Raw genomic sequence first — 24,823 nt, forward strand, 5'->3', positions numbered from 1 at the left:
GAGGGATCAGTACATTTTTATATTATAGCTTATTTACAAGCTCCATCAATGCTGTCAAAGAGTCTACCTCATAGGAAGGTATCACAGCACCATCAGCAATATGGTTTTCACGATTAATCCATACATTGCGCATACCCACACGTGATGAGCCTAAAATATCGGTATTCAAATTATCGCCAACCATAATGGCCTCATCAGCGGTAATTCCTACTTTTTCCATAACATATTCAAAAATGGACGCATCCGGCTTCCCTTTACCAAAGTCTCCCGAAATAATAATGTGATCAAAATAGGGGGCAATTTCTGGAGTGATTTCTAGTTTTAAGTTTTGCAGACTTGGTGCACCATTTGTTAGCAAGACAAGCTGATATTTTCCTTTTAATTCATCTAACACCGCAAAAGTATCTTCGTATAAAAATGGCGCTACTTTACGCTCGGCTACAAAGCGCTCTCCTAGCTCGGCTCCAAACGCTGTATCCTCAATACCAAGAGCAGCTAACCCTTTTGTCCAAGCCGCTGCACGATAACTAGGAACAATTTCTTTCATTTTTTTGAAAGAATCTGTAGCGTCATCAAAAGTTCCCCAAAGACCTTCAAACGGATTAATACCAATTAAAACGGTATAATCATATGTTTCATAACCTTCATATAAAGCACGTGCCTCTCGACGAACCGCTTCCTCTAGCTCAGCAGGGTTCACATGATGTACTGTTGCAGCATAGTCACATGTTTTTTCAAATGCTGTTTTGACCGATTTTTTATCCCATAGTAATGTATCATCTAAATCAAAAATAATTGTATTTATCGACATTTTGTCCGCTCCTAGCTCACGATTAATACTACTATTTTAGCATATTTTCAAAATATTTAGGATAACAAATTAAGTACAATTCCTCTATCTAAAAACAAGCTGTGCGTCAAATCTTCACAGCTTGTCATCTATTAATTATGTTTATTACGCAAACGGTTCATTAAACTTTGAATGTCTGCTCTTTTTTGTTGTGTTTCATCTTGTAAAATTTCAATATAGTAAATGCCATCTTTTTCTTCTATCTGCACACGATCACCTACTTGCACTGGCTTGTTCATGGCTGACTGTGAAATAATGAGTTGTTCCTCTTCCTCTGGAAACATTAAGAAAATCGCATAGCCATCTTCAATACGGTCTAATGTGTATTTACTCGAGCTCACTGACAAGTTCCCCTTTCTCATTGCGTAATTGCGCAGCATCTCCATCATTTAACCAAATCTGTTTAGTTGTCCATTTCAAATAATTTTGCCCTTCTCTTGCATTAGCTCCACTTGTAATATAAATTATTTTCCCTGGCTGTAAAGTGAGATTTGGAAAATTAAACACTTGATTCCCTTCAATTGAAACAAGCTGCCAATCCTTTAAAGAAACAGCTTGTTGTCCATTATTTTTAATGCCTACAATTTCAGTAACTAAATCCTTGCTGACGATCTCAATAGCTGGAGCGGATACTTCTATTTCGGTAGTTTTTTTGCTAGTTTCCACTTTAGAAGTTTCCTTCCCATTCACTGTATAGTTTACCCCATCTGTGGATACCGTAATCGTTCCTAAATCCGCTGTAGCATAGATTTTACTACCAATAGCCTGCAAACGATCTACTACTTCTGCATGTGGATGGCCATATTTATTATCTTCCCCGTAACTTAATATCGTGACTTCTGGTTTTACAGCCCGAATGAATTCCTGTGAGCTACTTGTGTTAGAGCCATGATGCCCTGCCTTCAGAACAGTTGCTGTTACATCATACTGCAGCATTTCTTTTTCTAATGCTACTCCAGCATCTCCTGTTAATAAAAAAGAGACATTGCTATAAGTCATTTTTAAAACAATGGAAGCATCATTATTATCTGATGCCTGCTCATTCGCATTCAATACTTTCACAGTTACATCCTTATCAAACTCAATAGTTTCACCTGTTTTTGGCACATAATAAGGGATATTTTTTTCATCAATTAGTGTCAGCATTTCTTCAAAGGTTTGGGATGTATGTACTTTACCCGAATCATAAAATTGCTCAATCGTAAGTGAATTTAACACAGGAATGAGACCGCCAATATGATCTGCATCTGGGTGTGTCGCTACAACTACATCGAGCTTGCTCACTCCAAGTTCCTTTAAATAAGAGACAATCTGCTGCCCTGCACCTTTCACTCCTCCATCCACAAGCATTGTTTTACCATTTGGTGATTCAATCAATATAGAATCCCCTTGACCCACATCAATAAAATGAACGCGCATATCATGACCAGCCGTTACAGCCATTTTCTCTGGCTTGATTGCCTCAGTACAGCCTGCTATTAAAAAAATACAAAGGAGCAATACTATTATCTTTTTCATCAACTAACTTCCTTTCTCTTTTTCTATTATACAAAAAGAGAGCTAGCCATGGGCCGCTCTCCTTCTTCTTTAAACGAATATCCACCATAAAATCATCGTAATTGTAATTGTGACAAGACCCTGCAATAAAGTTGCGACCGTTTGTGCTTTATAGGCCTGTGTGACTTCCATGCCACTATACTGTGTAATTACCCAGAAAAAGCTGTCGTTCACATGACTAACTGTCATTGCTCCAGCACCAATTGCCATCACCACTAATGCTAACGGTACCGCTCCCTCAATTCCTAATGTTACAAGCATTGGCGCTACTAAAGTAGAGGTGATCACAAGTGCCGTTGTGGAAGAACCTTGAGCTGTTTTCAATGCTGCCGCTACAATAAATGGCACAAGAAGGAATAATGTACCTGATGCAAACATGCCTAAATCCATTTCCTGAAGCATTTCTCCAACACCAGCATTTTTAATAACAGTTCCAAATGAACCGCCAGCTCCTGTAATAAGTAAAATAGGAGCCGCTTCTTTTAAGCTTTCACCAATCCAGCCCGTTAATGTCGTTTCACTAATTTCAGGTAATAATAAAAATGCCGATGCTACACCTAAAAATAAAGCTACTGTTGGTGAACCTAAAAATTTAAAGATTGTATTGAATGTCGATTCTGTATCACCAACTAATGCTGCTATAGAACCTAGACCAATTAACACAATTGGTAAAACGATTGGCAAAAAGGCTTTAAATGTTGACGGCATTTTGCCAAAAGATTTAATCACTTCCTCATAATCTAATGCCTCTACCTCATCTTCGGGTACTCGAATCTTTGTCGCCACTTTCACCGACCATAGATAACCTACAAATGTCGCTGGTATCGCTACTAATAAACCAATGACAATGACCGTTCCTAAATAATCCGCAGCACCAATATTCCCTGCTGCTGCAATAGGTCCTGGGGTTGGTGGCACTAATACATGTGTAGCAAATAAGCCCGTTGCTAAAGCTACTGCCATTGAAGCAATTGTGACATTTGCTCGCTTTGCCAATGATTTTTGCAAGCTAGATAAAATAATAAAGCCTGAATCACAAAACACTGGAATGGACACGATATAGCCAATTAAAGACATCGCTAATTGAGGACGCTTTGGCCCTACAATTCTTAACACGACTTCCGCCATTCGATAGGCAGCACCTGACTTTTCTAATATTAAGCCTATAATCGTACCAGCGATAATAACTAAGCCAATGCTTGTCATCAAGCCACCAAATCCAGTATTAATGCTTTCAACGACTGATAATAATGGCATCCCTGATGCCATTCCAACAAAGAAAGCACTAATTAATAGCGCTAAAAACGGGTGAAGCTTTAACTTAGCCGTCCCCAGTACAACAAATAATACCCCTATTAAAATAATGATGAACAACATCTAGTCATCCCCCTTTTGTATGGTACGCTCAATCAATCTCTTAGTTTTTAAGCGAATATAGTGAGTAGGATCTTGCATCGCCTGCTGCACACTAGTCTCCTCATCTACTAAAGATTCGACAACTGAAAAATACTCTTGCAGAGCTGCCTTTGCCTTTCCATCGATTCCTCCCGATAATAACAATGCCTCTACCTTAGCAAGTCTAGCAGCCTTTGCCACACCCAATGGTGCCTTACCATGTAATGTTTGTAGATCGGATTTACCTTCTCCTGTTATCACAAACTGTGCCTCTACTAAATGTGCCTGAAGCTGTACAGCATCTAATACAATATCAATCCCTGCATAAAATGTTCCATTTAAAAATGCGATTAAAGCACCACCCATTCCCCCAGCAGCTCCCGCACCTTTATAATCATGCAGCCGAATGGAAAATTGGGCTTCAACAATATCTGCAAAATGCTTTAAACAGCGATCAAATTCGGCAATCTGCTGTTTTCGGACACCTTTTTGTGGACCAAAAATGGCTGTTGCCCCTCGTTCACCAATGAGCGGATTATCAACATCACAGGCTATTGTAAATGTCGCCTCGGCTAATCTAGCATCTAGCTGGCTAATATCTATAACATTTAATTTCACTAAATTAGAAACTCCAGCCTCTAGCTCTGAACCATCCTCCGTCATTAATCGAACGCCTAATGCCTGTAACATTCCAATCCCAGCATCATTCGTGGCACTTCCACCAATGCCGATAATAAACTTTCTATAGCCTTGATCGAGTGCGGCTTTAATTAACTGGCCAGTGCCATAAGATGTAGCTAGCTCTGGATTTTTCTCATTATCTTGTAGCAGCATAATGCCAGATGCTTGGGCCATTTCTATAACACATGTTACTTGATCCCCCAACACTCCATATTGAGCCTGAATTGCCCTTCCCAATGGATCTAGGACGTTTACAGAAAAATATTGACCTTCTGTAGAGGCAATCAGTGATTGTAGCGTGCCTTCTCCCCCATCTGCAACTGGTAATACGATTGTTTCAATCGATTGATCCGCATCCAGGATTCCTTCCTGCATTGATTTTGCTACTTCAACTGCTGACAGAGTACCCTTGTAGGAATCTGGACTAATGATGACCTTCATGCTATACCTCCACTTATGTCGTCCATTGACATTTACGTAAATTTTCATATCCTAAGTTAAGCGCTTACAATTTATTATAATGACAATAAATTCAGAAAACATTATAATGGGTGTACAATTTAACTGTCCTATAACAGGCTGTTTTTTATGCGAGGTGTATAAACATGTTGACGAAAAAATTAGCAGAAGAAATCGTACATCAAACGATGCTACGTTTGCGCCACAATATTAACGTCATTAGCCCAAGTGGCGTGATTTTAGCCTCTGGCGATAAAATGAGGGTGGAAAATATTCATGAAGGTGCCCTTCATGTGACACAAACAAAAGAGACATTAATTATTAACGAAGAAAATATCGAGCAGTATCCGAACACAAAACCAGGCATTAATATGCCAATCATGTATCAGGATGAAGTAGTAGGGGTTATTGGCATCACAGGAGAGTCTGAGGATATGTTTGAAATTGCCAATCTTGTACAACTCACAACAGAAATTATGACACACCAAGCCATTGTTGAATCTAAAAGTGAATGGCAACGAAAAAATAATGATTATATATTTGAAGCACTTGTTCATGGTAGTAAGTTAGATGCAGCCTTAAATGAACGAATTCAAAAATTACCCTTTGCTCTAAAAGCTCCCTTTCAAGTGATTTTAGTGAGCTTTAATGAGACATCTTACGTAGAAAATTCAATTCCCCTCTTTTTTGAGGATTTATTTTATAAACAGCCTATTCTTGCCGGCCATAGCCAATTGCAAGAATACTATATTCTGCTGACAAATTGTGAAGAACAGAGTTGTCGTCCCATTATCAAAGCGCTACGCAAACAGAAACAGAAGCTGCCTTCCCTTCAAATAGGTATTGGTCCTGTTGTGCAACATCTATCACAGCTTCCCTATAGCTACCAAGGCGCAAGAACAGCGCTAGAATTTGCAACAGTCCAGAATGAATTAACCTTTTTTGAAGATGTCGAGTTATTTTCTCTTTTTAAGCCTCGAGAATCAGAAGAAGTACAAGCATTTCATCATCGTATACTGAAAAATATGGATGCTAAACAGTTGGAAACATTACAATCATTTTTTGACTGTAATTTACAATTAAAGCTTTGTGCACAACAACTGGCTATTCATCGTCATACGCTTACCTACCGATTAAATAAAATAAGAGAAATGACAGGCTACGACCCACAATATTTCGAGGATGCCGTTATTTTAAAAATGGCCTGTACATTGCGAACACTACAAATAATGAAGGCAACCTGAACAACGCAGATTGCCTTTACCTTTATGCTTTATATAATTCATCTAAAAACTCTATTTTTTTCCCAATAGCCTCTTCAAAGGTCATAATATAGGCTGCTGGATCTTTCGGATTGTGGAATTGCGTAATTCTTCCTGTCTCAGGATGAACAAATTTAGAGGATGCTCCACAGCCAATCCCTAAGATTGTCTGCACCTCTTCCATAATCACAATATTGTAGATACTTTCTTCACCAGCCTTACTATAGCCGACATTTTCTAAATTACCTAAAATATTTTTTTGACGGTATAAATAATATGGAACATAGTCATTTTCTTTAGTCCAAACCTGTGCCATTTCCATCATTTCGGCCACTGTATCGCGATCCGCTACTTTGTATTTATCCTTATTACGTGTCATCTCTGACGCTCGTTTAAATGATAGCGTATGAACCGTTAATGATTCTGGCTGCATCTTAGCAGATTCTTCTAAAGAATGCTGGAACTCGTCTACCCCTTCATTCGGTAATCCAATAATGAGATCCATATTAATATTGTTCATACCTGATTCTCGTGCAAGCCAAAACTTATCAATGGTTTCCTGAACCGTATGATGACGACCAATTGCTTTTAATGTTTCATCTGTATATGATTGCGGGTTAACGCTAATACGATCAATGCCCCATTTTTTTAGTACCTCTAATTTTTCAGGTGTGATTGTATCTGGTCTGCCGGCTTCAACAGTCACCTCTCGAATTGTTTCGGGATTTGGGAAAGACTCATACATTGTTTGATATAAGGCGTCCATTTCATCTGCCTCAATTGAAGTTGGTGTGCCGCCTCCCCAATAGATAGAGGTGATTTTCATATTATTGTCCTTTAACCATTTGCCCATTTCGCGCAACTCAATATGCAAGCCATCTAAAAAGGTTGCCACACGACCTTGCTTACGGTTACTACCAATCGCATAGGCTGGGAAAGTACAATACGCGCACTTCGTCGGACAGAATGGAATGCCGATATAAACACTAATCTCTTGCCCAATCTCATCTATATCAGGAATGGTTACTAATTGTCGTTCCACAATTTCCTTTAATAGTGCCACCTTGTCCTCTGATAAACGGAAATCTCGAATCAAAAGATCAGCAATCTCTTGTTCACTTTTCCCTTCTTTTCTAAATTTATGATAAAGCTTTGTTGGGCGCACACCTGTTAAAATCCCCCATTGCTGATGCATCCCCGTATGCTGCTCAAGCACATTTAAAAATACATGTGATAATGCACGTTTCATACGAATATTTAGCTCACGATCAGTCGCTGCTGATTCATATTGAATGCTATATTCATTTGTATATTGCTGCCCATCTACAGTCAATACGGCTTTTGTAGAAATGGAAAAATCGTCCCCAGTCTGATAATCAAATGATGCAGACATATCTGCTCCCTCTGGTTCTACCTTCAGCTTGGAGTCCTCAAAAAATAAATTCGCTATATGATTTAATACCCTTATCCAATCCTCAGGATATTTTTGATCTATGTGAATAATTTTCATCTTATTTCGCTCTCTTCTTTTCTTATTCCAGATATAGTGCAGATTTAAGTTTAACAAATTTCTATGTCTTTAAGCAAAGTAACAATTACAATCCTAAAATAACAGAATATTCAATTTTCAAATAGACAAACTATTTCTTTATCATTATAATTTTTAAAAAGGTGGTGTTGATAGTGTTTATTTTAAAAAATAGCAACCGAATAGACATTTCTCGCTTTATACATCAAATAGAAATAACATTTCACCAGTTTGACTTAGAACGTTGTGATGAAAAAACATTATATGTAACGGTTTTATTTAGATATGGCACACATCATGTTCTTTGTGATTTTATCTATATAATCAACCAACAAGACATTTATGGTGCCATCTCTATCAATGAGCACTATGAAAAAGCAAGAGAATTTATTCAACAACACTCCCAGCAATTTTTACTGTATTCAGATGAAATGACATTAGCCAAAAATTTTATGAATACAGTGTCTTTTAAGCAATGTCTTCAACAATTTGCAAAAAGGTATCCTACCTATGCTTCCTTGAAAAACTACTATCCCATAGCAATAGCATAATGACCACAAATGAAAAGAGTATGCCAAAAACTTTCGGCATACTCTCCTAGTGTTAAAAAACAAACAATAAACTTTCGAAAAAGGCTTTTCGTTTTAGGCCACTTACTTGCTGCTTTTACGCCGAACAAAATCAGTTTCGCCGTCTCGCTATCCTCCCAGAGTCGGACGTCCATGGAAAGGACGTTGGCGGAGCGAAAATCAACCTTTTGCCTTGGTCAAAAAGACTTTTTCAGCTATTGATATCATCTTTAATCTTTTATTTTAAATATTCTTCAACAAATTCAACCGGTACATAGGTTTTTGTGTCTTTCAGTGTTGGTGCTACTTTTAGTGTGCGTAATGCTTTATTATAGCCAAATGTTGTTTCTCCACGCGTCAATGTGTAAGACATATTTCCCTTTGTAAGAATAGCCCCTTTACCAGTTGAGTCCACTTTGAAGCCAAGCTTTTCAGCAATTATACGTAATGGCACCATTTTTGTACCAGCTACTTCGTAAGAGTCTGATGTGATAATTTTATCAATTTCTTCATTTACTGGATTCGTCGTAGTTGCGGGATAATCATCCAGTACAATCACTTTAGATGGTGTTGTTTGTGCTGGAATACTTTTAGTAGAGGCTGTATAGAAAACAACTAGGTGCTTCTCTGTTAAATCTTTAGCCTCTACTTTTTCACTTTTTGCGTTTAATAGCTCTGTTTCATTACCGATATTTAGTTTTAACATATCATACGTATTCGTTAAATCCTCAAAGAAATAATCAACTTCAACAAAGCCAACTTCTTCTGATTCTACAATGACAACCTCAGGATTGAATTGTGGTGGATAAATATATTTTTGAGGCTTGTTGGCAAATGTATAAGCGATTACTTTATCTCCTTTTTGAAGATCCACTTTCTTACCTGTATTGTCAAACACAAGAGTATCTTTCGTCATTTCTAATACATTTATTTGCTCGCCGTCTTTTACAGTGTAGTATGTAATGTTTTCTCCAACACGAACATCTTCCACAGTACCACGCGTATTATTGAAAATGTGTACTGGATCTATTTGAATTTGTGGTACTTCTGCTTCTGTAGCATGCTGCTCATTTGCTGAAGCTACTGGCACCATGGCACTTCCAAATAATAATGCAGTCATTGCCACTGGTGCTAACTTTTTCATGTTCATAAAAATCTCTCCTTATTGTTTGAGTTCAAAGGAGTAGTAGTTTTAAAATGGGAAAAGTTTCATCATAAGCAGAGAAATTTATGAAAAAAGGTGATGTCATCAGCAGAAACAGTCATTTTGAAAGGCGATGGTTGATGTCCGTTCTGCCAGTGTTCTTTCCAGGGGGCATCCGATGAGCAAGCTTCACTCACTGCGTTCACTCCAATCAACCATGTACAAAAGTGTCCTTTCCTTATCTTTCATACGAGCCGTAGTGAAAATAACTCATTATTTTTTATGAGTAGAGAAAGGATAGTCTCTTATTGTCAATGTGGAGAAGCGATGAGTGACACCCCCTCCAGAAAGAGTAGTGAATACCTTCTCTTTATTTCAAAACCTTTACTAAAGTGAATACTTCACTTTATTTCAAAACCTTTACTAATAAGAAACATTTTTATGAATTGAAGTGGAAGGCTACTTGACTCCCGCTCACCCACAGGAAAGCAAGTAGCCTGCAACGGAAATCCATGTTCACCTTTTGCAAAAATTCTATGGATGGTTTTGTTTTTCAACACTATGAAGAGGTAACAGTCACTACTGCCTCCTCTTCTTCGTTAGTCTTTTACAATCTCTCTCAAGCCCGTAATATCTATACCATTTAACGCTTGTGTAGCAAGACGATCCGCTTCAGCATTATCTTTACGGGAGACCAGCTGATATTCTGGTTGAATGTTAAACTGCTCTAGCTTGGCATCGATTTTATCTGCCCAGCTTGCTAACTCCTTTTCTAAAGCAGGCCATTCCCCATTTAACTGATTGATGACTACTTGCGAATCTCCTATAATTTTCACAGGCAAATGGTGAACATTTAACAATTCTAGCTCCACTAAGCCTAAATAAAGTGCCGCATACTCTGCTTCATTGTTTGATTTTAGTTCAGACGAAAAGGCATTTTTTCTTAATCGGAAAGGTTTACCATTTTGTTCATAATAAATGGCACATCCTAACCCTGCCTGCCTTGTCCCAAGGTCAAACCCACCATCAAAATAGACAGTAATATTATGCGGCTCCGTCTCTATTTCCTTTAAATAGGCTTTTAGCTCTTTCAGTGACCAATTGGTATCTTGCCGATCTATGCAATGTAACGATTTTACTCTTCCCGTTCTTTCCATATCCTCTGCTAGTAATAATGCTTGAGCAGCAGGCATTTCAGCTGAACGTAAAACAGTTGTTGCTCCTTTTGGTGTTTTATAAGTCCATTCAATGATGACATGCATAATCATAACCTCCGATACTCCCTAACTTATACATAAAGTAAAAACGTGTACCGACCACTTGCGGATACACGTTTTCTTCTTACTTGTTATATGTGCAATTCCGAGGACAATTATTCCTTTTTAAATTGCAATTTATCACATTTTTATTTATTGAATTCCTTCGTATAAACCTTGAATAGGTTTTATTAAAATGCGATTCACTTCTTCGATTACTTTACTTAACTTCATTTCTGACTCAAGCATCGTTGAGATTTTTTCATTTTGCTGTGCAAGCTGTGCTGCTTTTTGTGCATAGACAAGCTCATCTTCCAGTATATCCTCACCTGCTAATTGTTTTTTCTGTAAATCAATTTGGATTTTACGGAAGTTTTTAAAGACATTTAATGCCTCTTCATCATTCTTTACAACTTCAACTGCAGCTTTTAAAGCTTCAAACTCAGGAATCTTCCGAAAAGTTGCCTCTAACGCATTAATGTCATTATAAATATTAATCATTCATACATTCTCCTTTTAAATAAAGTAAACAATTAAACCTTGCACAATCCCAATCAATCCACCAAGAACTGCACCTAATACGGTAATCATTTTAAACTCACGTTTTGAAATACCTAATACAAGCTCCTCTAATTTTTCTACTGGGAAAGAGTCTACCTGCTCTCTAACAACCTCTTGTAAGTTTAAACGTTTTAGTACATCCTCAAGTTTTTCCTCAGCTTTCACAAAAGCTTTTTCTATAGCTTGTGGAATCACCGTATACTTCGCCCACTCATTTCCTTCAGGCCAGTAATAAGAAATCGGTTGATTTAAACGTTCAGCGATTGCTAATTGCTCTTTCACGTACACTTGTAATTTCGATAAAATTGGTTCAAATTGAACGTCTTGTAAAAAGTCCATTGCTGGTCGATCTTTTAATTTTTCCAATTCCTGTGTAAATATTTTTGTTAGTAATGTTGACGTTCCTGGCGCTTGTAAAAACTTCACAAGCTCACGTTGAACTTTACCAACAAGTGAGGAGGAATCACCTAAAAACATATTGATCATGCCACCAAGAGAGCCTTTTGATGATAAAAAATCATCAATCATCGCCTTGATTGTCATTTCGCCTTCTGGTGATAAAAAGTAATCCTCACCTTTTTCTAAAATATGATGAACCGCTACAGGAATTTTAGCATCAATCGTATTTTGAATATCATCAGATAGCAGAGAACGAATTGATTTTGTTGATAGTGTATTCTTTACTGCCGAAAATTGTCCCTCAACTATCGCTTCAACCTTCTGCTCAATGGTAGCTGACAGTTGCGAAAATCCTGCTAAGTTTAGCCAATCCTGAATGGTTTTATCGTTTGTAAAGACTGTCTCTTCAACCTTTGCTTGCACAAATTGTTCTACTTTGTCCTGAATATCTTTTGAGAAAAATTTCTTTCTAAATGTTTCAGGCGTTAATAAGTAATTTACTACTGTGAGACCTAGCTGTTTTGCTAATTCATCACGTCGTTTTGGAATAAGACCTGGCGTAAACGGTAATCGCCAGTTTTTAATATATATTGCTTTATGTGGACGAAAAAGCATTTTAATGGCCAGATGATTTGTTACGCCACCAATTGCCGCCCCAATAATTGCCATAAAAAGTAATGTCACGATAAAATTATCCATTAGTATCCTCTCATTTCAATTGTATTCACGATTGGCGTATTTTGTCGCCTTCTGCACTCATTATAGCAGAGCAATGATTTTCTACGAAAGAAATATCCTCTTTAGAATTTCCAATCTTATGCTATTAACTTCTATCCTAAAAGCGAATAGTTGCAAAATTACCATTATCCTTGAATAATATGAACTACATACAATAGAAACGAGGTTTAGATGATGATTCAGCATTTCAGTTTTAAACCATTATTTTACAATGCCCAAATTCCTGGGTGGGCTATTTCATTTTTTTATCAACGACAACGATATCAGGCTGAATATATAAAGGATGGGACAATTCAATGGATAGGACCAATTCCACCAAACGAAGAGGATGTTAAAAAAATGATACATGAACTCATGCTGTTCCACGTATACGACTAAAAAAGTAGTCATTTTTTCGTAATAATTCCGTATAAAACTACCTATATTTACTAACTAATAGCACGTCCTTTAAGCTAATTATGTTGATTCATGTTGAAATTTGTATATTTTTCTTATACATTTATGGTATCAGCTTAATAGTAAATGTTTTTTATGCAGGGGGCCATTTCAATGAGTAAAGTCACACTTTCGGATGACTTAAACAGCTATAATTCAAAAGCATTAATTCGTACAAAAGTAAAAGAATTTTTTTCAGAATTTTCAACCAAAATATTCGAACTAACCGATGAAGCGGGTACTATGAATAGTAAAAAATTCGAAGAACTTTCTGGCTATAAAAGCGACTTCTACAATGAATATTGCAGTCAATTAAAGGGCTTTTTTGATTCTTCTACTAGCTCTTTCGGGAAGAAATCAAGTAAAATGTTCTATTTAACGTATAATGGAAAAAATTATGTATTAACACAGCAGGGCATTACAGAAAAAGCACCTGTATCTATTGCTCCCTTCACAGGCGTAATACCTAGTAAGGAAACCATTCATGATGTTGAAAAGGCATGTTTAAAATTACGGTTCCAACAAGAATAACCGAGTAAAAAATGGCAACATTTTTTTTGCATAGAAAAGGGGAGTCTCAAATAATCGAGACTCCCCTTTTAGCTATAAAAAATAATTCATTTAAAAAAATCCGCAAGCTAAAGCACTCTTGAGATTTTTTGACGTGTCGTAATATATGAGATGCAAAATGCTTCTTTCCCTAAACAAACTATCTTTGCTCTTTTTAAAGTTAGCATATAGCTATGGCAATTACAATCTTTTGGTATTTGAATCTAGTTACTTTTTTCAAAAAGGTACTGGAAAAACTAGCGAAAAAATCGTTGTCAATATTTGTGTTTTTCTTTTAAATAATTTATTATTGAGACATCCAACAATTTTTTAAATCATAGGAGGTGTACACTTTGTTTACTTCCCTCATTCGGGCGGGAACAAAGGAATTATTTGGACGGAGACATATTGGAGATAACCATTAGGTTGGCGGCATTCGCCCTACTAATTATAATGACAGGATTTTTCGTTGCAACTGAATTTGCAATCGTAAAAGTGAGATCTACCCGCATTGATCAATTGCTCGCAGAAGGGCATAAGAAAGCGAAAAATGCAAAACGAGTTGTTTCAGATTTAGATGAGTATTTATCTGCGTGTCAGTTAGGTATTACCATCACTGCACTTGGTTTAGGTTGGTTAGGTGAACCTACATTCGAAATCATTTTGCACCCAGTGTTTGAATTTCTAAATTTGAATGGTAGTATTACATCTATCCTTTCATTCATACTTGCATTCTCAATCGTAACGTTTATGCATGTTGTTATTGGGGAGTTGGCGCCAAAAACATTAGCCATCCAAAAAGCAGAATTTGTCACATTAAACTTATCTGGCCCATTAATTTTATTCCACAATATTACGTATCCAATCATTAAGTTATTAAACGGATCTGCCCGTGGTTTAACTGGTCTTTTCGGCTTAAAAATGATGTCAGAATCAGAAGTAGCCCATACAGAGGAAGAGCTGCGAATGATTTTATCGGATAGTTTAAAAGGTGGAGAAATTAATAACTCAGAATATGAATATGTTAACAGTATTTTTGAGTTCTCAGATCGTCTTGCAAAAGAAATTATGGTTCCTCGGACTGAAATTGTCGGCATTGAAAAAGAGCTAACAATTAAAGAAGTGTTCGATTTAATGGGTGTCGAGCAGTATACTCGTTATCCAATTCTTGATGGAGATAAAGACCATATTATCGGCTTAGTCAACATGAAGCATTTGTTAACCGCTTACATTAAAGACTCCAAAAATGGTGATAAGCCTGTTATGGACTATATGCAACCGATTATTCGAGTGATGGAAACAACGCAAATTAACGATTTGTTACTAAAAATTCAACGTGAACGTATTCATATGGCCATTTTAATGGATGAATATGGCGGAACATCTGGTCTAGTGACGATTGAAGATATTATTGAGGAAATTGTCGGCGATATTCAAGACGAATTCGATGAAGATGAAATCCCAGAAGTACAGGAAATTGCAGAAAATCATTTTATTTTAAATGCTAAGATGCTTCTTGAAAATGTAAATGATATACTAGGTACTGACATAGAAGATGATGATATTGATACGATCGGCGGTTGGTTCATGACGAAGCGTTTTGATGCAGTCGAAGGAGACAGTATTCAGGAGCAAGGTTTTGAATTTATCGCAAAAGAATTAGATGGGCACCATATTTTATACTTAGAAGTTCTGAAATTACCTGAAAGTGATTTATCAAATGAATTTGACGCAGTCATGGACTGAAATTGAATTGCCTCGTTGTACTTGTCATGGTATTATTGAAATCACGCTTGTATAATCCGAGCTATAAATATGGTCTTTCCTTCACATCTTATAGATGGGAGCAAATACCGTAATAAATAGATCGAACGACTCCCTTTTTAAGAGGGAGTCGTTTTCTAATGTCCGAAAGTTTTGCGAGGGGGAAACAAAATGGAGCTCTATACAAATTTACGGCAAGGGGAAAAAGGTGCTTGGCTATCCATTGGTACATATCTAATCCTAAGCTCTGCCAAACTTACTATTGGCTACATTGGTACATCAGAAGCATTAAAAGCAGATGGTTTAAACAATACCACGGATATCATCGCCTCCATCGCCGTACTGATTGGATTACGCATTGCTCAAAGACCGCCTGATTCTAACCACCAATACGGACATTTACGTGCTGAAACGGTTGCCTCTTTAGTTGCATCATTCATTATGCTTGTAGTCGGTCTCCAAGTACTTATTAATTCTTTACAAAATTTATGGCAGCCAACTGGTACAACACCTTCCCTGTTAACTGCTTATGTAGCAATCGGTAGTGCCGTTGTCATGTATGTCGTTTATCGCTATAATTTGGCACTATCTAAAAAAATTAAAAGTGCCGCTGTTAAGGCAGCAGCATTTGATAATCGCTCGGATGCCCTTGTCAGTATCGGCACAGCCATCGGTATTTTTGGAGCTATTTTTGGCTTTCCGATCATCGATTCTCTGACAGCCCTCATTGTTGCCTTTTTAATTATTAAAACAGCAGTAGAAATCTTCTGGGAAGCTGTTCAAAGTCTGACAGATGCATTTGATATTGATGAAGTGGAGACATTATCGGTCTTAATCCGTAATGTGGATGGTGTAATCGAGCTCTTGGACTTTAAAGGGCGTGCACATGGAAATATGTACTTCATCGACATAACGGTTACCGTTGACCCTTATTTAAATGTTTTTGAAAGTCACCGCATTACTGAAGAAATTGAGCATACCATTATGCGCGAAAATCGTTTTTGTCAGGTTCTTGTGCATATCGAGCCCCATGTAGAATTGATTCCTCCACAAAACGACGACAAGTCTCCTACCAATTAATTGGTAGGAGACTTGTTTTTATTTAATGGCGATATAAATATCTACCTGTGCTTCTTGTGGATTAGCGCATCGTTCATCATACAATTCAAAATCCCCTGTATATGTTCGTTCAACTGTAGCATTTGCAAACCATGTCCAAATCTCTTGCCAAGCTTGGATAACAACCTCTGGCAAGCTTCCTTTCTCAGATGTAAAAACTAAATATTTAGCTGTTGGCATCGTTTTAACGACTAAACCAGCTGGTGTTTCATCATCATTGCTTGACACTTCTACACCTAGTGTAACGGCGTAATCTCCATTCACATCCGTCTCATAGTCTGAATACAAACCATAAATATTGTTATTTTTACGTTCAGCTATTTGGCCTGAAATATTTTGTTGGTAAAAGTGATCCCATAATTGTGGGATTTTAGCTTGTGCTGTCATTTCATTTGCATTACTTGTTTGAGCTGAAATTCCTATGATTTGAAAGGACTCCAATTCCACCATTTTTGGCTCTTTCCATTCATCTTTTCTCCATCGTTTTAAACTTGGTAAAAAGGATGTCAGCATATGACGTGCCTCATTTTCAGGCATACCATCTTCCTGAAGATGTGGTACGCATATTTCGATCATTTCTTTCACTGTTAATTGAGGTTGTTTAAACTCTCCTCCCTCATAACAATATGTACAATACTCCTGACTTTTGTGCCCTTCTTTTTCACTACCTAATAATGCCTCATCTACTAATGGCATACCACAGCTTTGACAATAGCTTTGCATCATCATTCCACCTTTCGCTTTATTTGTTCTTACTATAGCAAAGGAAACCTGACAGCTGTATGTCATCAATTGTCTTGATTTTTATATAAAAGGACAATTTCTTGTGCGCGTTTTTGGATAATATCTCTTATATATAGCGGTTCTATGATTTTTATACGATGACCAAAGCTAAGCAAGAAGCCATAAAGCCATTCATCCTCTGGTATGGCAATATTAATGATAGACTGCTCATGATCTATATACTCTGCTCCAAAAGATTCCTCCACCAATGTTGTGATGGCTTTATCAAAAAAAATAACTAAATTGACGACGTTTTGTGGTTGATGCCATTTTTTCCCCCATGGCAGCTCACTTAAATTCACTTCCTTACGCTCAAAGATAGTCTCCTCTTGCAATAAATTCTTGATTCTCGCAAGTTTAAATAAACGAAAGTCCTTTCTTAATGTGCAATAGGCATATAAATACCAGGTCTTTCCTTTCTGAACAATTGTATGAGGTTCAACTATCCGACTTGTTTGTTCACCATGCGTAGTAGAATAGTAAAAGCTTACACAATGCATGCTCTCTATTGCATTCTTTAATGTCGTCATATGCTCTTTAAAAAGAACGTTCGGCCCCCAAGGACTAAAATCTACAAAAAGGTGATCCATAGATTGTTTGACCTGGTCATCAGCAATACATGTTAATTTTTCAAGAACTGCTTCAGCGTGCGAATCCTCATAGGTAGTCAAGGCACTTTTAATAGCTGTAGAAAGTGAAATAAGCTCATCCTTCGTCAACACTTGTTTATCAACACGGTAACCCTCCATTAAATGAATGCCACCATTCACACCTTGTTGACTAATAACAGGGATACCTGCACAGCTAAGTGTTTCAATATCTCGATAAATCGTCCGAACGGATACATTAAATAGCTCCGCTAGTTCTTGTGCCTTAACTTTTTTTCGATTGATTAAAATCATCGTCATTGTTAGCAGACGTTCTAATTTCATAGCGAAATCCTCCTCCATCCATATCCCATAATTCCTATATAACTTTTCGTTTCAATTACTAACAACCTATCTTTTTAAGTATTTTTTAAGTACTTTTTGAGTTTTATTTAAGACAAATGTACTATAATAACGCCTGATTAATTATTACAATGATTATACTATTTTTACAATATAAGAAAATACAATGCTTTGGCTACATGTCCAGCTTTTATTTCCCAATACGATGCTATTTCATTTTTTTATAAGAATAGTTTAATAATAAACGCCTAAACAATTATTTCAATTCTCTTACACAACATAAAAAACTTTTATCTTCTATATAATGAACGGCGAATACTTTCTATGAAGGGATTTGACGTGGTGTGTGACAATATACTACAGGATTCTTTGACTCTCGCCTGTGAAAATCCTACAACATTGATTGCTTTTTTCTAGTATCAAATTTTTAATAGAAAAGTTACGTGATGTTCACTTTTCTTGCCCTTCACTCTATATAGGAAGCCTTTCACCAAAAATGAACTAGAGTTTAATCGTTATCAATTTAATTGTAAAAAGGAGAGTTTGATATGATTCGAGCCGTTTTAATAGACAATGAACCTTTAGCTTTACACTATTTTCAAAATAAACTACATGCCTTTCAACAAATACAGGTTATTCAAACCTTTACAAGTGTCGAAGTTTTTCTGAATGAGCTGCCTAATTTAGAGTTTGAGGTTATCTTTTTAGAGGTAAAACTCCAAGAATTATCTGGACTTGAAGTAGCTGATATTATCAAAACGGAACGTCCACAAGTGAGCGTAATTTTTATTACCTCCTATCATGAATTTGCGTTACAAGCCTATGAGATTGGTGGTCTGGACTATTTATTAAAGCCTATCAGTCCTGCTCGTTTAGAAAAAACGGTAGCTCGCATTGAGCATGAATATTCTATTCAGCAAATGCTTCAGCAAGCTACGCAAACTGTGTTAAACGTACAATGCTTTGATCAATTCGCAGTCTATAGCAATAATAGCTTAGTGGCTTTTAAAACAGAAAAGACGAAGGAATTATTTGCTTACTTTATTTTGCACCCAAACATACCGATTCATCGGGATTACTTAATTGAAATCCTATGGCCAGATTTAGACTATGTACGAGCTAAATCTAATCTCCATACCGCTCTTTCTTATTTAAGAAAGACTTTGAATATGATCGGCTATGAAAACTGTATCGTCTTTTCAAATAAATACTATATCTTTGAGAAACCAACTATTGTGTGTGATCTATATGATTTTCAAAAACTTCATGAAGATTTTTCACGCTTGGAGTTTCCCTCCATATCTTTGATTAATCAATGTCTTTCTATTTATAAAAATGGCCTCTTTGTATTCGATGATTATGAGTGGTCAACTGCCGCTAAAGATAGATTAACGAAATCATACATAGAGTTATTAGAGAAGGGGTTTCAAACAACGTTTCTTTCTGATACTGAGAAGGCTCTTGAATTTCTACATGCTTTATTTGAGTATGACCCTTACAATGAACAAAAGCTTGAACATTATTTATACACGTTGACTCAGGCAGGGCTTCACGAACAAGCTTATAAAATTTTTCAAACATATAAACAAAAGCTTCAGGAAGATTTAGCACTGACACCAAGTGCTACCTTATTAGAGATTTCCCAAAAATTATTTGTTCAATATAAATAATGTAAAAACGGCGAGTACTACTTTGTTTTGTAGTAGCTCGCCTTATATTTTTGTACGTATTTTGAAACATGTTTAAATACCGCTACCCTCTGTTAGACCATGCTTCACCGCATATAGTGCTGCTTGTGTACGGTCTTGCACTTGTAGCTTTGTAAAGATATTGGAAATATGCGTTTTCACTGTTTTTTCTGTGACAAAAAGTGAGGATGCAATTTCTCGATTACTCTTTCCTTTTGTCAGCTCTGCAAGCACATCTTGTTCACGAGGTGTTAGTGGATTTAATAAATGTGGTGCATTTTGTGACTCTTGACGATCCATTTCAAGCGTTGTCGTTGCTTCTGGATGCAATGTATTTTCGCCACGCATAATACGACGAATGGATAAGACCAATTCATCTGGCTCAATATCTTTTAACTGATAGCCTGCTGCTCCCGCCTCCATTGCTGGAACTACATGATCTCGATCCGAAAAACTAGTCAGCATTAGAATTTCTATTTGTGGAAATTTTGCTTTGATGCGTTTTGTTGCCTGAATGCCGTCCATCTCAGGCATCACTAAATCCATTAAGATAATATCTGGTTGAATGCTTTCTGCTAATGATACAGCTTCATGCCCATTTTTCGCCTCTCCCACAACCTCAATATCCTTTTGTGTCTTTAAAAAAAACAATAGTCCTCGACGCACCACATGATGATCGTCTGCAATTAATACACGTATCATGTTCTCTCCCCCTTAATATGGCAAGCGGATGAGCAGCTCCGTACCTTTGCCAATTTCACTTACCCAGTCAGCAGTGCCACCTACTGATTTTGCACGATCCTTGATGGATTGTAAGCCCATTGAAAGCAGCTTTGTATTATTGTCGATGACAAAGCCTCGTCCCTCATCTCGAATCACCAATAAAATATCTGTTGATGTAACCGTAATATACAAGGCTGCTTCTAGCACCCCTGCATGACGACGCACATTATTGAGCGCCTCTTGTGCTACACGAAATAATGTTTCTTCAATACGAGAGGGGAATTGCAGTACACCTGAAACCATAACATGTAGCTTTAAGCCAAGCATTTCAGCGTATACTTTAATGGCTTCAAGTAAACCATTTTCTAATCCCTTCGGTCGCAATTGCCAAATCAGCGCACGCATTTCTGTTAGTGCATCTTGTGTTAAATGCTGGATCTCTTTAAATGTTTCTTTCACATCACAATCATCCGTCATCTCAATACCAGCTCTCGCTGTCAACGTAACAGAAAATAGTAGTTGATTAACGGAATCATGTAGGTCACGTGCTAGACGGTTACGCTCCTTCACAAGTGCCATTTCTTGCTCCTGCTTTGTCAGTAAAATTCGCTTAATAGCTGAACCCATCTGAAAAGCAACGGATTCTAATAAAGCTAGATCCTCCTCTGAAAAGCGTACCGTGTCCTTGGATGCAACATTTAATACACCAAAACGTTCTTGTCCAGATTGAAGGGGTACCGTGGCATGATGTGTAATTCCTTCATGATCGCCAACATTTGCTGCAATGGCACTTTCAATTCGTTGACACTCAATTATATTGGAGGCTTTTTTTAGCTCTTCATTGCGATAACGGGAGACGCACCAACAGCCACCCTTGTTTAAATAATGACAATTATTAAATTCCAATGCCTCTGGTAGATTTTCATGGACAACAAGCTCTGAGCGTCCCTTTGCATCAATAAAAAAAATCCAGCCTGTTTCAAATTTAGTGCCATTTAAAAATTTGATGAGTGCACCTTTTAGCATTGTGACAATTTCAGTTTCTTCATTTAATAGTTCAGCAATTTCCTTTAAAATACTAATATTGGAATGCTCATTCTCCCTCACGAAAACACCTCTTCTTTAGCATTACTACTGTTAATGATACCATTAAGGGATTGGAGACGTCTGCTTGAGTCGTTCATACTTTAGACTGAAATTCATAACATACCTTATTTTGTGTAAGTTGATTTACATATAAAACTAGAACAACTATAATCGAACAAGTACATGGTTTTATGAAGGGAAGAATGGATATGTCTAAAAAAGAGGAAAATGGCTTATTATTTATATGGATAGTGTCTGCTGTAGCGACACTAGGTTCATTATACTTTTCTGAAATTCGTCACTATGAACCTTGTAAATTGTGTTGGATTCAACGTATTTTTATGTACCCAATCGTCATTATGACGACAGTAGCATTGATCCAAAAAAATGCGCGTATCGCTGTCACAACAGCTGTGTTTTCTGTGATTGGAGGCTGTATATCACTTTACCATTACGGAATTCAAAAGCTAAGTTTTTTAGCTGACAATGCCCCTTCCTGCGGCGCGGTTTCTTGCACAGGACAATATATTAACTGGCTAGGCTTTATTACTATTCCGTTTTTAGCATTAACTGCATTTATTTTAATCGCAGGGGCAAGCTTCTATTTAATAAAAGCTTCAAAAGCTGCAAAATAATCGAGAGACCGTGTTCTACCAATGGAATGCGGTCTTTTCTACGGAGGAAGATCTATGTTTCATTATGAAATAACTGAAGATAACTTACATGTTGAAGAGCTGTTACGCAATCAATGGCGACTTGGCAAAAAGCTAGTCCATGAATTACGTATGGCTAAAGCAATCACTTTGACAAACGATGAGCTGGTTCAATGGAATACACCTTTACAGGCAGGGACAATTATAAAATTTACATTTCCTATTCCGACATCTAACTACAAACCAACACCTGTTTGTGCTATTGATGTAGTCTATGAAGATGAACATTGTTTAATCGTCTCCAAGCCAAAGGGCATGGCAACACATCCGAATGATGCTCGTGATACACATACTTGTATGAACCATGTTATGGCACATATTAAAGAACAAGGTGGTGTATACGCCGAGCATGTTCATCGTCTTGATAAAGGGACACAAGGTTTATTACTTGTAGCAAAACACCCATTAGCAAAGTCTATTTTTGATCGAATGATTGAGGAAAAATCCATTATTCGTACGTACGCCGCAGAGGTACAGGGTAATTTACGTACATCATCAGGAACGATTGCTGAACCAATTGGAAAGGACCGCCATCATGCGACAAGACGGGTTGTATCCAAAACGGGACAGCATGCCGTAACTCACTATGAAGTGGTGGCCCGCTACAAAAATTCCTGTGTTGTCCACCTCATTCTTGAAACTGGACGAACGCATCAAATTCGTGTTCATTTAGCCTATATCGGCCATCCAATTATTGGTGATACAATGTATGGCGCACGAGAAACAGCAAATGATGACTACGAGCTCCATGCGATTCAATTAGAATTTGAACATCCATTTTTAAATAAACGAATTACCGTCAAGGACGAGCAGTAAGTAAAAAAATCCCGCCCTCTATTTGAGAGCGGGATTTCATAGTGTTGAAAAACAAAACCATCCATAGAATTTATGTGAAAGGTGAAAAAGGATTTCCGTTGCAGGCTACTTGCTTTCCTGTGGGCGAGCGCCGAGCCGCTTCCTCCGTGCAGGGGCTCGCCTGTCTCGCTATTCCCACGGGAGTCAAGTAGCCTTCCACTCCAATCCATAAAATAAAAATGTTCACTTTTTAGCAAAAAAGTGAAGGTATTCACTACTCTTTTATGGTGGGGTGTTGGCACACATCACTTCTCCACATTGAAAGTAAGAGGCTATCCTCTCTTATACTATAAATAATGGGCTATTTTGTTCAGGAAAAGACACTTTTGCAGAATGGTTGATTGGAGTGGAGCCAGCGTCACTCCTAGGGGATTTAGCGTCACAGCGGAGACCCTGGAGCGAACGCAGTGAGTGAAGCGGCTCATCAGACGCCCCCTGGAAAGGACGCTGGCGGAACGGAAATCAACCCCTCGCCTTACAAAATTGCTTATTATGCCGTTGACATTACCTTTTTTCAACAACATGAAATCCCGCCCTCTATTTGAGAGCGGGATTTACTTATTTCCTAAAAATCAAATTTGAAATGATCAGGATCTTGCCCAAATCGTTGATTTCGATTTAATGTAGCCATTTTCTCCATCTGGGCTTGTGTTAATTCAAAGTCAAAAATCTGTGCGTTTTCCTCGATTCGACTTGGTGTCACTGATTTAGGAATAACCAATGTATTGTTTTGTAAATGCCAACGTAACACTACTTGAGCAGCCGTCTTTCCGATTTCTTGCCCTATTTCCACTATTGTAGGGTCAGTAAGTACGCCTCCGCGCCCTAGCGGTGACCATGCAGTAACAGCAATTTGATGTTCACTGCAAAATGCGCGTAATGGGAGTTGCTGTAAATAAGGATGTAACTCCACTTGATTGACCATCGGAGCCGTATTTGCCTTTGCCAGTATTTTTTCTAAATGATGCTCATGGTGATTCGATACACCTGTCGCTCGAATTAATTTTTCATCGTATAGACGTTCAATTGCTCGATAGGTTTCTTCAAAAGTTTCTGGGACAGCCCAATGGGTTAAATATAAATCTAGGTAATCTATATTTAATTTCTTTAATGAAACCTCAAAAGCGCGTAATGTGGCATCATATCCTTGGTCATTATTCCACACTTTTGTCGTAACAAATATATCTTCACGTTGAATGCCTGAATGACGAATCGCTTCTCCTACCTCTACCTCATTGCCATATAACGATGCTGTATCAATAGCTCGATAACCAAATTTAAGTGCTTTATCAATAGCCTGTAATGTTTCTTCACGTTCGGTCATTTTATAAACACCTAAACCAAAGCAAGGCATTTCTACACCATTTGATAATGTTTTCGTTGATTGTAAATGCAAGAAGCACAACTCCTTTCTTTTCCTAGTACCATTATACAAAAAATTGGATTTAAGAAAAATAAAGCAGCTGTTTTAAACCTTACTTTTTCTCGATTTCCGTATCCTCCTCCAATTGTATGGGGTCAGCAATACGTTCATCCTCTGCCAGTTCAAGACCATCTCGTAAATGCTCCATCTGTTTCCCCAAATCTTTTAATTCTTTCATATCTCTAGCCATTGAACCATTTTCAATGTTTGGCACTTTTTTTTCCATAATGATCACCTCATTTATAGTTTTCCCGATATCGAGATGTTTGAACCATTTCTGACATATTTTATTCCGCTATGTCGTTTCATTTTTATAATAGATAGGCTATACTAAAA

25 protein-coding genes are annotated in these 24,823 nt (G+C 37.3%); 9 read left to right on the top strand and 16 right to left on the bottom strand.

Annotated elements, in window-relative coordinates; genetic code table 11:
- Window positions 1–22: 22 nt before the first annotated feature.
- The 5 genes from MKY46_RS19545 to MKY46_RS19565 all read right to left on the bottom strand — a co-directional run bounded on the left by MKY46_RS19545 (window position 23) and on the right by MKY46_RS19565 (window position 4,924).
- Window positions 23–811, bottom strand: coding sequence for an HAD family hydrolase (locus tag MKY46_RS19545; protein WP_036118079.1), 789 nt, complete (start codon window positions 809–811; stop codon window positions 23–25).
- 131 nt (window positions 812–942) lie between these two features.
- On the bottom strand, window positions 943–1,191 hold the full coding sequence (locus MKY46_RS19550; protein WP_036118080.1) for a DUF3006 domain-containing protein: 249 nt from the start codon (window positions 1,189–1,191) through the stop codon (window positions 943–945).
- The gene (locus MKY46_RS19555) at window positions 1,178–2,368 is read right to left on the bottom strand and encodes an MBL fold metallo-hydrolase (protein ID WP_036118084.1); all 1,191 of its coding nucleotides are present in this window, start codon (window positions 2,366–2,368) and stop codon (window positions 1,178–1,180) included. The genes MKY46_RS19550 and MKY46_RS19555 overlap by 14 nt, the downstream gene beginning before the upstream one ends.
- A gap of 69 nt (window positions 2,369–2,437) precedes the next feature.
- Window positions 2,438–3,784 (bottom strand): GntP family permease, encoded by a 1,347-nt coding sequence (locus MKY46_RS19560; RefSeq protein WP_036118087.1) that lies wholly within the window; start codon window positions 3,782–3,784, stop codon window positions 2,438–2,440.
- Complete coding sequence (locus MKY46_RS19565) at window positions 3,785–4,924, bottom strand: glycerate kinase (RefSeq protein WP_036118091.1); 1,140 nt, start codon at window positions 4,922–4,924, stop codon at window positions 3,785–3,787.
- A gap of 164 nt (window positions 4,925–5,088) precedes the next feature.
- Between MKY46_RS19565 and MKY46_RS19570 the strand changes: the two genes are divergently transcribed.
- The gene (locus MKY46_RS19570; protein ID WP_036118094.1) at window positions 5,089–6,186 is read left to right on the top strand and encodes a CdaR family transcriptional regulator; all 1,098 of its coding nucleotides are present in this window, start codon (window positions 5,089–5,091) and stop codon (window positions 6,184–6,186) included.
- 22 nt (window positions 6,187–6,208) lie between these two features.
- On the opposite strand, the gene MKY46_RS19575 is transcribed toward MKY46_RS19570, so the two are convergent.
- Window positions 6,209–7,714 (bottom strand): coproporphyrinogen III oxidase, encoded by a 1,506-nt coding sequence (locus MKY46_RS19575; RefSeq protein WP_058843246.1) that lies wholly within the window; start codon window positions 7,712–7,714, stop codon window positions 6,209–6,211.
- A 173-nt stretch (window positions 7,715–7,887) separates the two neighbouring features.
- Between MKY46_RS19575 and MKY46_RS19580 the strand changes: the two genes are divergently transcribed.
- The gene (locus tag MKY46_RS19580) at window positions 7,888–8,283 is read left to right on the top strand and encodes a hypothetical protein (protein WP_036118100.1); all 396 of its coding nucleotides are present in this window, start codon (window positions 7,888–7,890) and stop codon (window positions 8,281–8,283) included.
- 256 nt (window positions 8,284–8,539) lie between these two features.
- On the opposite strand, the gene MKY46_RS19585 is transcribed toward MKY46_RS19580, so the two are convergent.
- From MKY46_RS19585 to MKY46_RS19600, 4 genes are all read right to left on the bottom strand, one after another.
- Window positions 8,540–9,451 (bottom strand): copper amine oxidase N-terminal domain-containing protein, encoded by a 912-nt coding sequence (locus MKY46_RS19585; protein ID WP_080717024.1) that lies wholly within the window; start codon window positions 9,449–9,451, stop codon window positions 8,540–8,542.
- A gap of 593 nt (window positions 9,452–10,044) precedes the next feature.
- Window positions 10,045–10,707: a ribonuclease H family protein gene (locus MKY46_RS19590; RefSeq protein WP_036118570.1), complete on the bottom strand. Its 663-nt coding sequence runs from the start codon at window positions 10,705–10,707 to the stop codon at window positions 10,045–10,047.
- Window positions 10,708–10,854: 147 nt separating this feature from the next.
- The gene (locus MKY46_RS19595; RefSeq protein ID WP_036118573.1) at window positions 10,855–11,202 is read right to left on the bottom strand and encodes a YlbF family regulator; all 348 of its coding nucleotides are present in this window, start codon (window positions 11,200–11,202) and stop codon (window positions 10,855–10,857) included.
- A gap of 15 nt (window positions 11,203–11,217) precedes the next feature.
- The gene (locus tag MKY46_RS19600; protein WP_036118576.1) at window positions 11,218–12,360 is read right to left on the bottom strand and encodes a DUF445 domain-containing protein; all 1,143 of its coding nucleotides are present in this window, start codon (window positions 12,358–12,360) and stop codon (window positions 11,218–11,220) included.
- A 213-nt stretch (window positions 12,361–12,573) separates the two neighbouring features.
- On the opposite strand from MKY46_RS19600, the gene MKY46_RS19605 reads away from it, so the two are divergent.
- From MKY46_RS19605 to MKY46_RS19620, 4 genes are all read left to right on the top strand, one after another.
- A complete protein-coding gene (locus MKY46_RS19605; RefSeq protein ID WP_036118579.1) occupies window positions 12,574–12,777 on the top strand; it encodes a YheE family protein in 204 nt (67 codons plus the stop codon).
- 171 nt (window positions 12,778–12,948) lie between these two features.
- Entirely contained in the window at window positions 12,949–13,365 is a 417-nt protein-coding gene (locus MKY46_RS19610) for a hypothetical protein (protein ID WP_036118581.1), read from the top strand.
- Between the two features lie 444 nt (window positions 13,366–13,809).
- Entirely contained in the window at window positions 13,810–15,129 is a 1,320-nt protein-coding gene (locus tag MKY46_RS19615) for a hemolysin family protein (protein ID WP_170829877.1), read from the top strand.
- Window positions 15,130–15,318: 189 nt separating this feature from the next.
- On the top strand, window positions 15,319–16,227 hold the full coding sequence (locus MKY46_RS19620; protein ID WP_036118586.1) for a cation diffusion facilitator family transporter: 909 nt from the start codon (window positions 15,319–15,321) through the stop codon (window positions 16,225–16,227).
- Between the two features lie 18 nt (window positions 16,228–16,245).
- Here the strand turns inward: MKY46_RS19620 and MKY46_RS19625 are convergent, their stop codons facing one another.
- A complete protein-coding gene (locus MKY46_RS19625; protein ID WP_051891583.1) occupies window positions 16,246–16,989 on the bottom strand; it encodes an effector binding domain-containing protein in 744 nt (247 codons plus the stop codon).
- A 65-nt stretch (window positions 16,990–17,054) separates the two neighbouring features.
- Window positions 17,055–17,981 (bottom strand): helix-turn-helix transcriptional regulator, encoded by a 927-nt coding sequence (locus tag MKY46_RS19630; RefSeq protein WP_036118592.1) that lies wholly within the window; start codon window positions 17,979–17,981, stop codon window positions 17,055–17,057.
- Between the two features lie 566 nt (window positions 17,982–18,547).
- Between MKY46_RS19630 and MKY46_RS19635 the strand changes: the two genes are divergently transcribed.
- Window positions 18,548–19,669 carry a response regulator gene (locus MKY46_RS19635; RefSeq protein WP_036118596.1) on the top strand — a complete coding sequence of 374 codons (1,122 nt, stop codon included), beginning with the start codon at window positions 18,548–18,550 and terminating at the stop codon, window positions 19,667–19,669.
- Window positions 19,670–19,741: 72 nt separating this feature from the next.
- Here the strand turns inward: MKY46_RS19635 and MKY46_RS19640 are convergent, their stop codons facing one another.
- Together MKY46_RS19640 and MKY46_RS19645 are read right to left on the bottom strand one after the other, a co-directional pair.
- Window positions 19,742–20,389 carry a response regulator gene (locus tag MKY46_RS19640; RefSeq protein ID WP_036118599.1) on the bottom strand — a complete coding sequence of 216 codons (648 nt, stop codon included), beginning with the start codon at window positions 20,387–20,389 and terminating at the stop codon, window positions 19,742–19,744.
- A gap of 12 nt (window positions 20,390–20,401) precedes the next feature.
- Entirely contained in the window at window positions 20,402–21,517 is a 1,116-nt protein-coding gene (locus tag MKY46_RS19645) for a GAF domain-containing sensor histidine kinase (protein ID WP_036118602.1), read from the bottom strand.
- Window positions 21,518–21,705: 188 nt separating this feature from the next.
- Between MKY46_RS19645 and MKY46_RS19650 the strand changes: the two genes are divergently transcribed.
- Together MKY46_RS19650 and MKY46_RS19655 are read left to right on the top strand one after the other, a co-directional pair.
- Window positions 21,706–22,131 (top strand): disulfide formation protein C, encoded by a 426-nt coding sequence (locus MKY46_RS19650; protein ID WP_036118605.1) that lies wholly within the window; start codon window positions 21,706–21,708, stop codon window positions 22,129–22,131.
- Between the two features lie 54 nt (window positions 22,132–22,185).
- Window positions 22,186–23,025 (top strand): RluA family pseudouridine synthase, encoded by an 840-nt coding sequence (locus MKY46_RS19655; RefSeq protein ID WP_340835178.1) that lies wholly within the window; start codon window positions 22,186–22,188, stop codon window positions 23,023–23,025.
- Between the two features lie 604 nt (window positions 23,026–23,629).
- Here MKY46_RS19655 and MKY46_RS19660 read toward each other — a convergent pair.
- Both MKY46_RS19660 and MKY46_RS19665 read right to left on the bottom strand, forming a co-directional pair.
- Window positions 23,630–24,460 (bottom strand): aldo/keto reductase, encoded by an 831-nt coding sequence (locus MKY46_RS19660; RefSeq protein ID WP_036119032.1) that lies wholly within the window; start codon window positions 24,458–24,460, stop codon window positions 23,630–23,632.
- Window positions 24,461–24,539: 79 nt separating this feature from the next.
- Window positions 24,540–24,713, bottom strand: a complete 174-nt coding sequence (locus tag MKY46_RS19665) for a hypothetical protein (RefSeq protein ID WP_170829926.1) — start codon at window positions 24,711–24,713, stop codon at window positions 24,540–24,542.
- Between the last annotated feature and the right edge of the window lie 110 nt (window positions 24,714–24,823).

Source organism: Lysinibacillus sp. FSL M8-0355 (assembly GCF_038008985.1).
GTDB classification, from domain to species: Bacteria; Bacillota; Bacilli; order Bacillales_A; family Planococcaceae; genus Lysinibacillus; species Lysinibacillus fusiformis_D.

What these genes read in the sequence shown, in the direction of transcription:
- MKY46_RS19590 (WP_036118570.1), bottom strand. Translation starts at nt 10,707, where the DNA reads ATGCATGTCATCATTGAATGGACTTATAAAACACCAAAAGGAGCAACA.
- MKY46_RS19570 (WP_036118094.1), top strand. Translation starts at nt 5,089, where the DNA reads ATGTTGACGAAAAAATTAGCAGAAGAAATCGTACATCAAACGATGCTA.
- MKY46_RS19620 (WP_036118586.1), top strand. Translation starts at nt 15,319, where the DNA reads ATGGAGCTCTATACAAATTTACGGCAAGGGGAAAAAGGTGCTTGGCTA.
- MKY46_RS19665 (WP_170829926.1), bottom strand. Translation starts at nt 24,713, where the DNA reads ATGGAAAAAAAAGTGCCAAACATTGAAAATGGTTCAATGGCTAGAGAT.
- MKY46_RS19630 (WP_036118592.1), bottom strand. Translation starts at nt 17,981, where the DNA reads ATGAAATTAGAACGTCTGCTAACAATGACGATGATTTTAATCAATCGA.
- MKY46_RS19555 (WP_036118084.1), bottom strand. Translation starts at nt 2,368, where the DNA reads ATGAAAAAGATAATAGTATTGCTCCTTTGTATTTTTTTAATAGCAGGC.
- MKY46_RS19575 (WP_058843246.1), bottom strand. Translation starts at nt 7,714, where the DNA reads ATGAAAATTATTCACATAGATCAAAAATATCCTGAGGATTGGATAAGG.
- MKY46_RS19600 (WP_036118576.1), bottom strand. Translation starts at nt 12,360, where the DNA reads ATGGATAATTTTATCGTGACATTACTTTTTATGGCAATTATTGGGGCG.
- MKY46_RS19610 (WP_036118581.1), top strand. Translation starts at nt 12,949, where the DNA reads ATGAGTAAAGTCACACTTTCGGATGACTTAAACAGCTATAATTCAAAA.
- MKY46_RS19625 (WP_051891583.1), bottom strand. Translation starts at nt 16,989, where the DNA reads ATGCAAAGCTATTGTCAAAGCTGTGGTATGCCATTAGTAGATGAGGCA.
- MKY46_RS19595 (WP_036118573.1), bottom strand. Translation starts at nt 11,202, where the DNA reads ATGATTAATATTTATAATGACATTAATGCGTTAGAGGCAACTTTTCGG.
- MKY46_RS19560 (WP_036118087.1), bottom strand. Translation starts at nt 3,784, where the DNA reads ATGTTGTTCATCATTATTTTAATAGGGGTATTATTTGTTGTACTGGGG.
- MKY46_RS19545 (WP_036118079.1), bottom strand. Translation starts at nt 811, where the DNA reads ATGTCGATAAATACAATTATTTTTGATTTAGATGATACATTACTATGG.
- MKY46_RS19650 (WP_036118605.1), top strand. Translation starts at nt 21,706, where the DNA reads ATGTCTAAAAAAGAGGAAAATGGCTTATTATTTATATGGATAGTGTCT.
- MKY46_RS19655 (WP_340835178.1), top strand. Translation starts at nt 22,186, where the DNA reads ATGTTTCATTATGAAATAACTGAAGATAACTTACATGTTGAAGAGCTG.
- MKY46_RS19565 (WP_036118091.1), bottom strand. Translation starts at nt 4,924, where the DNA reads ATGAAGGTCATCATTAGTCCAGATTCCTACAAGGGTACTCTGTCAGCA.
- MKY46_RS19605 (WP_036118579.1), top strand. Translation starts at nt 12,574, where the DNA reads ATGATTCAGCATTTCAGTTTTAAACCATTATTTTACAATGCCCAAATT.
- MKY46_RS19585 (WP_080717024.1), bottom strand. Translation starts at nt 9,451, where the DNA reads ATGAACATGAAAAAGTTAGCACCAGTGGCAATGACTGCATTATTATTT.
- MKY46_RS19635 (WP_036118596.1), top strand. Translation starts at nt 18,548, where the DNA reads ATGATTCGAGCCGTTTTAATAGACAATGAACCTTTAGCTTTACACTAT.
- MKY46_RS19640 (WP_036118599.1), bottom strand. Translation starts at nt 20,389, where the DNA reads ATGATACGTGTATTAATTGCAGACGATCATCATGTGGTGCGTCGAGGA.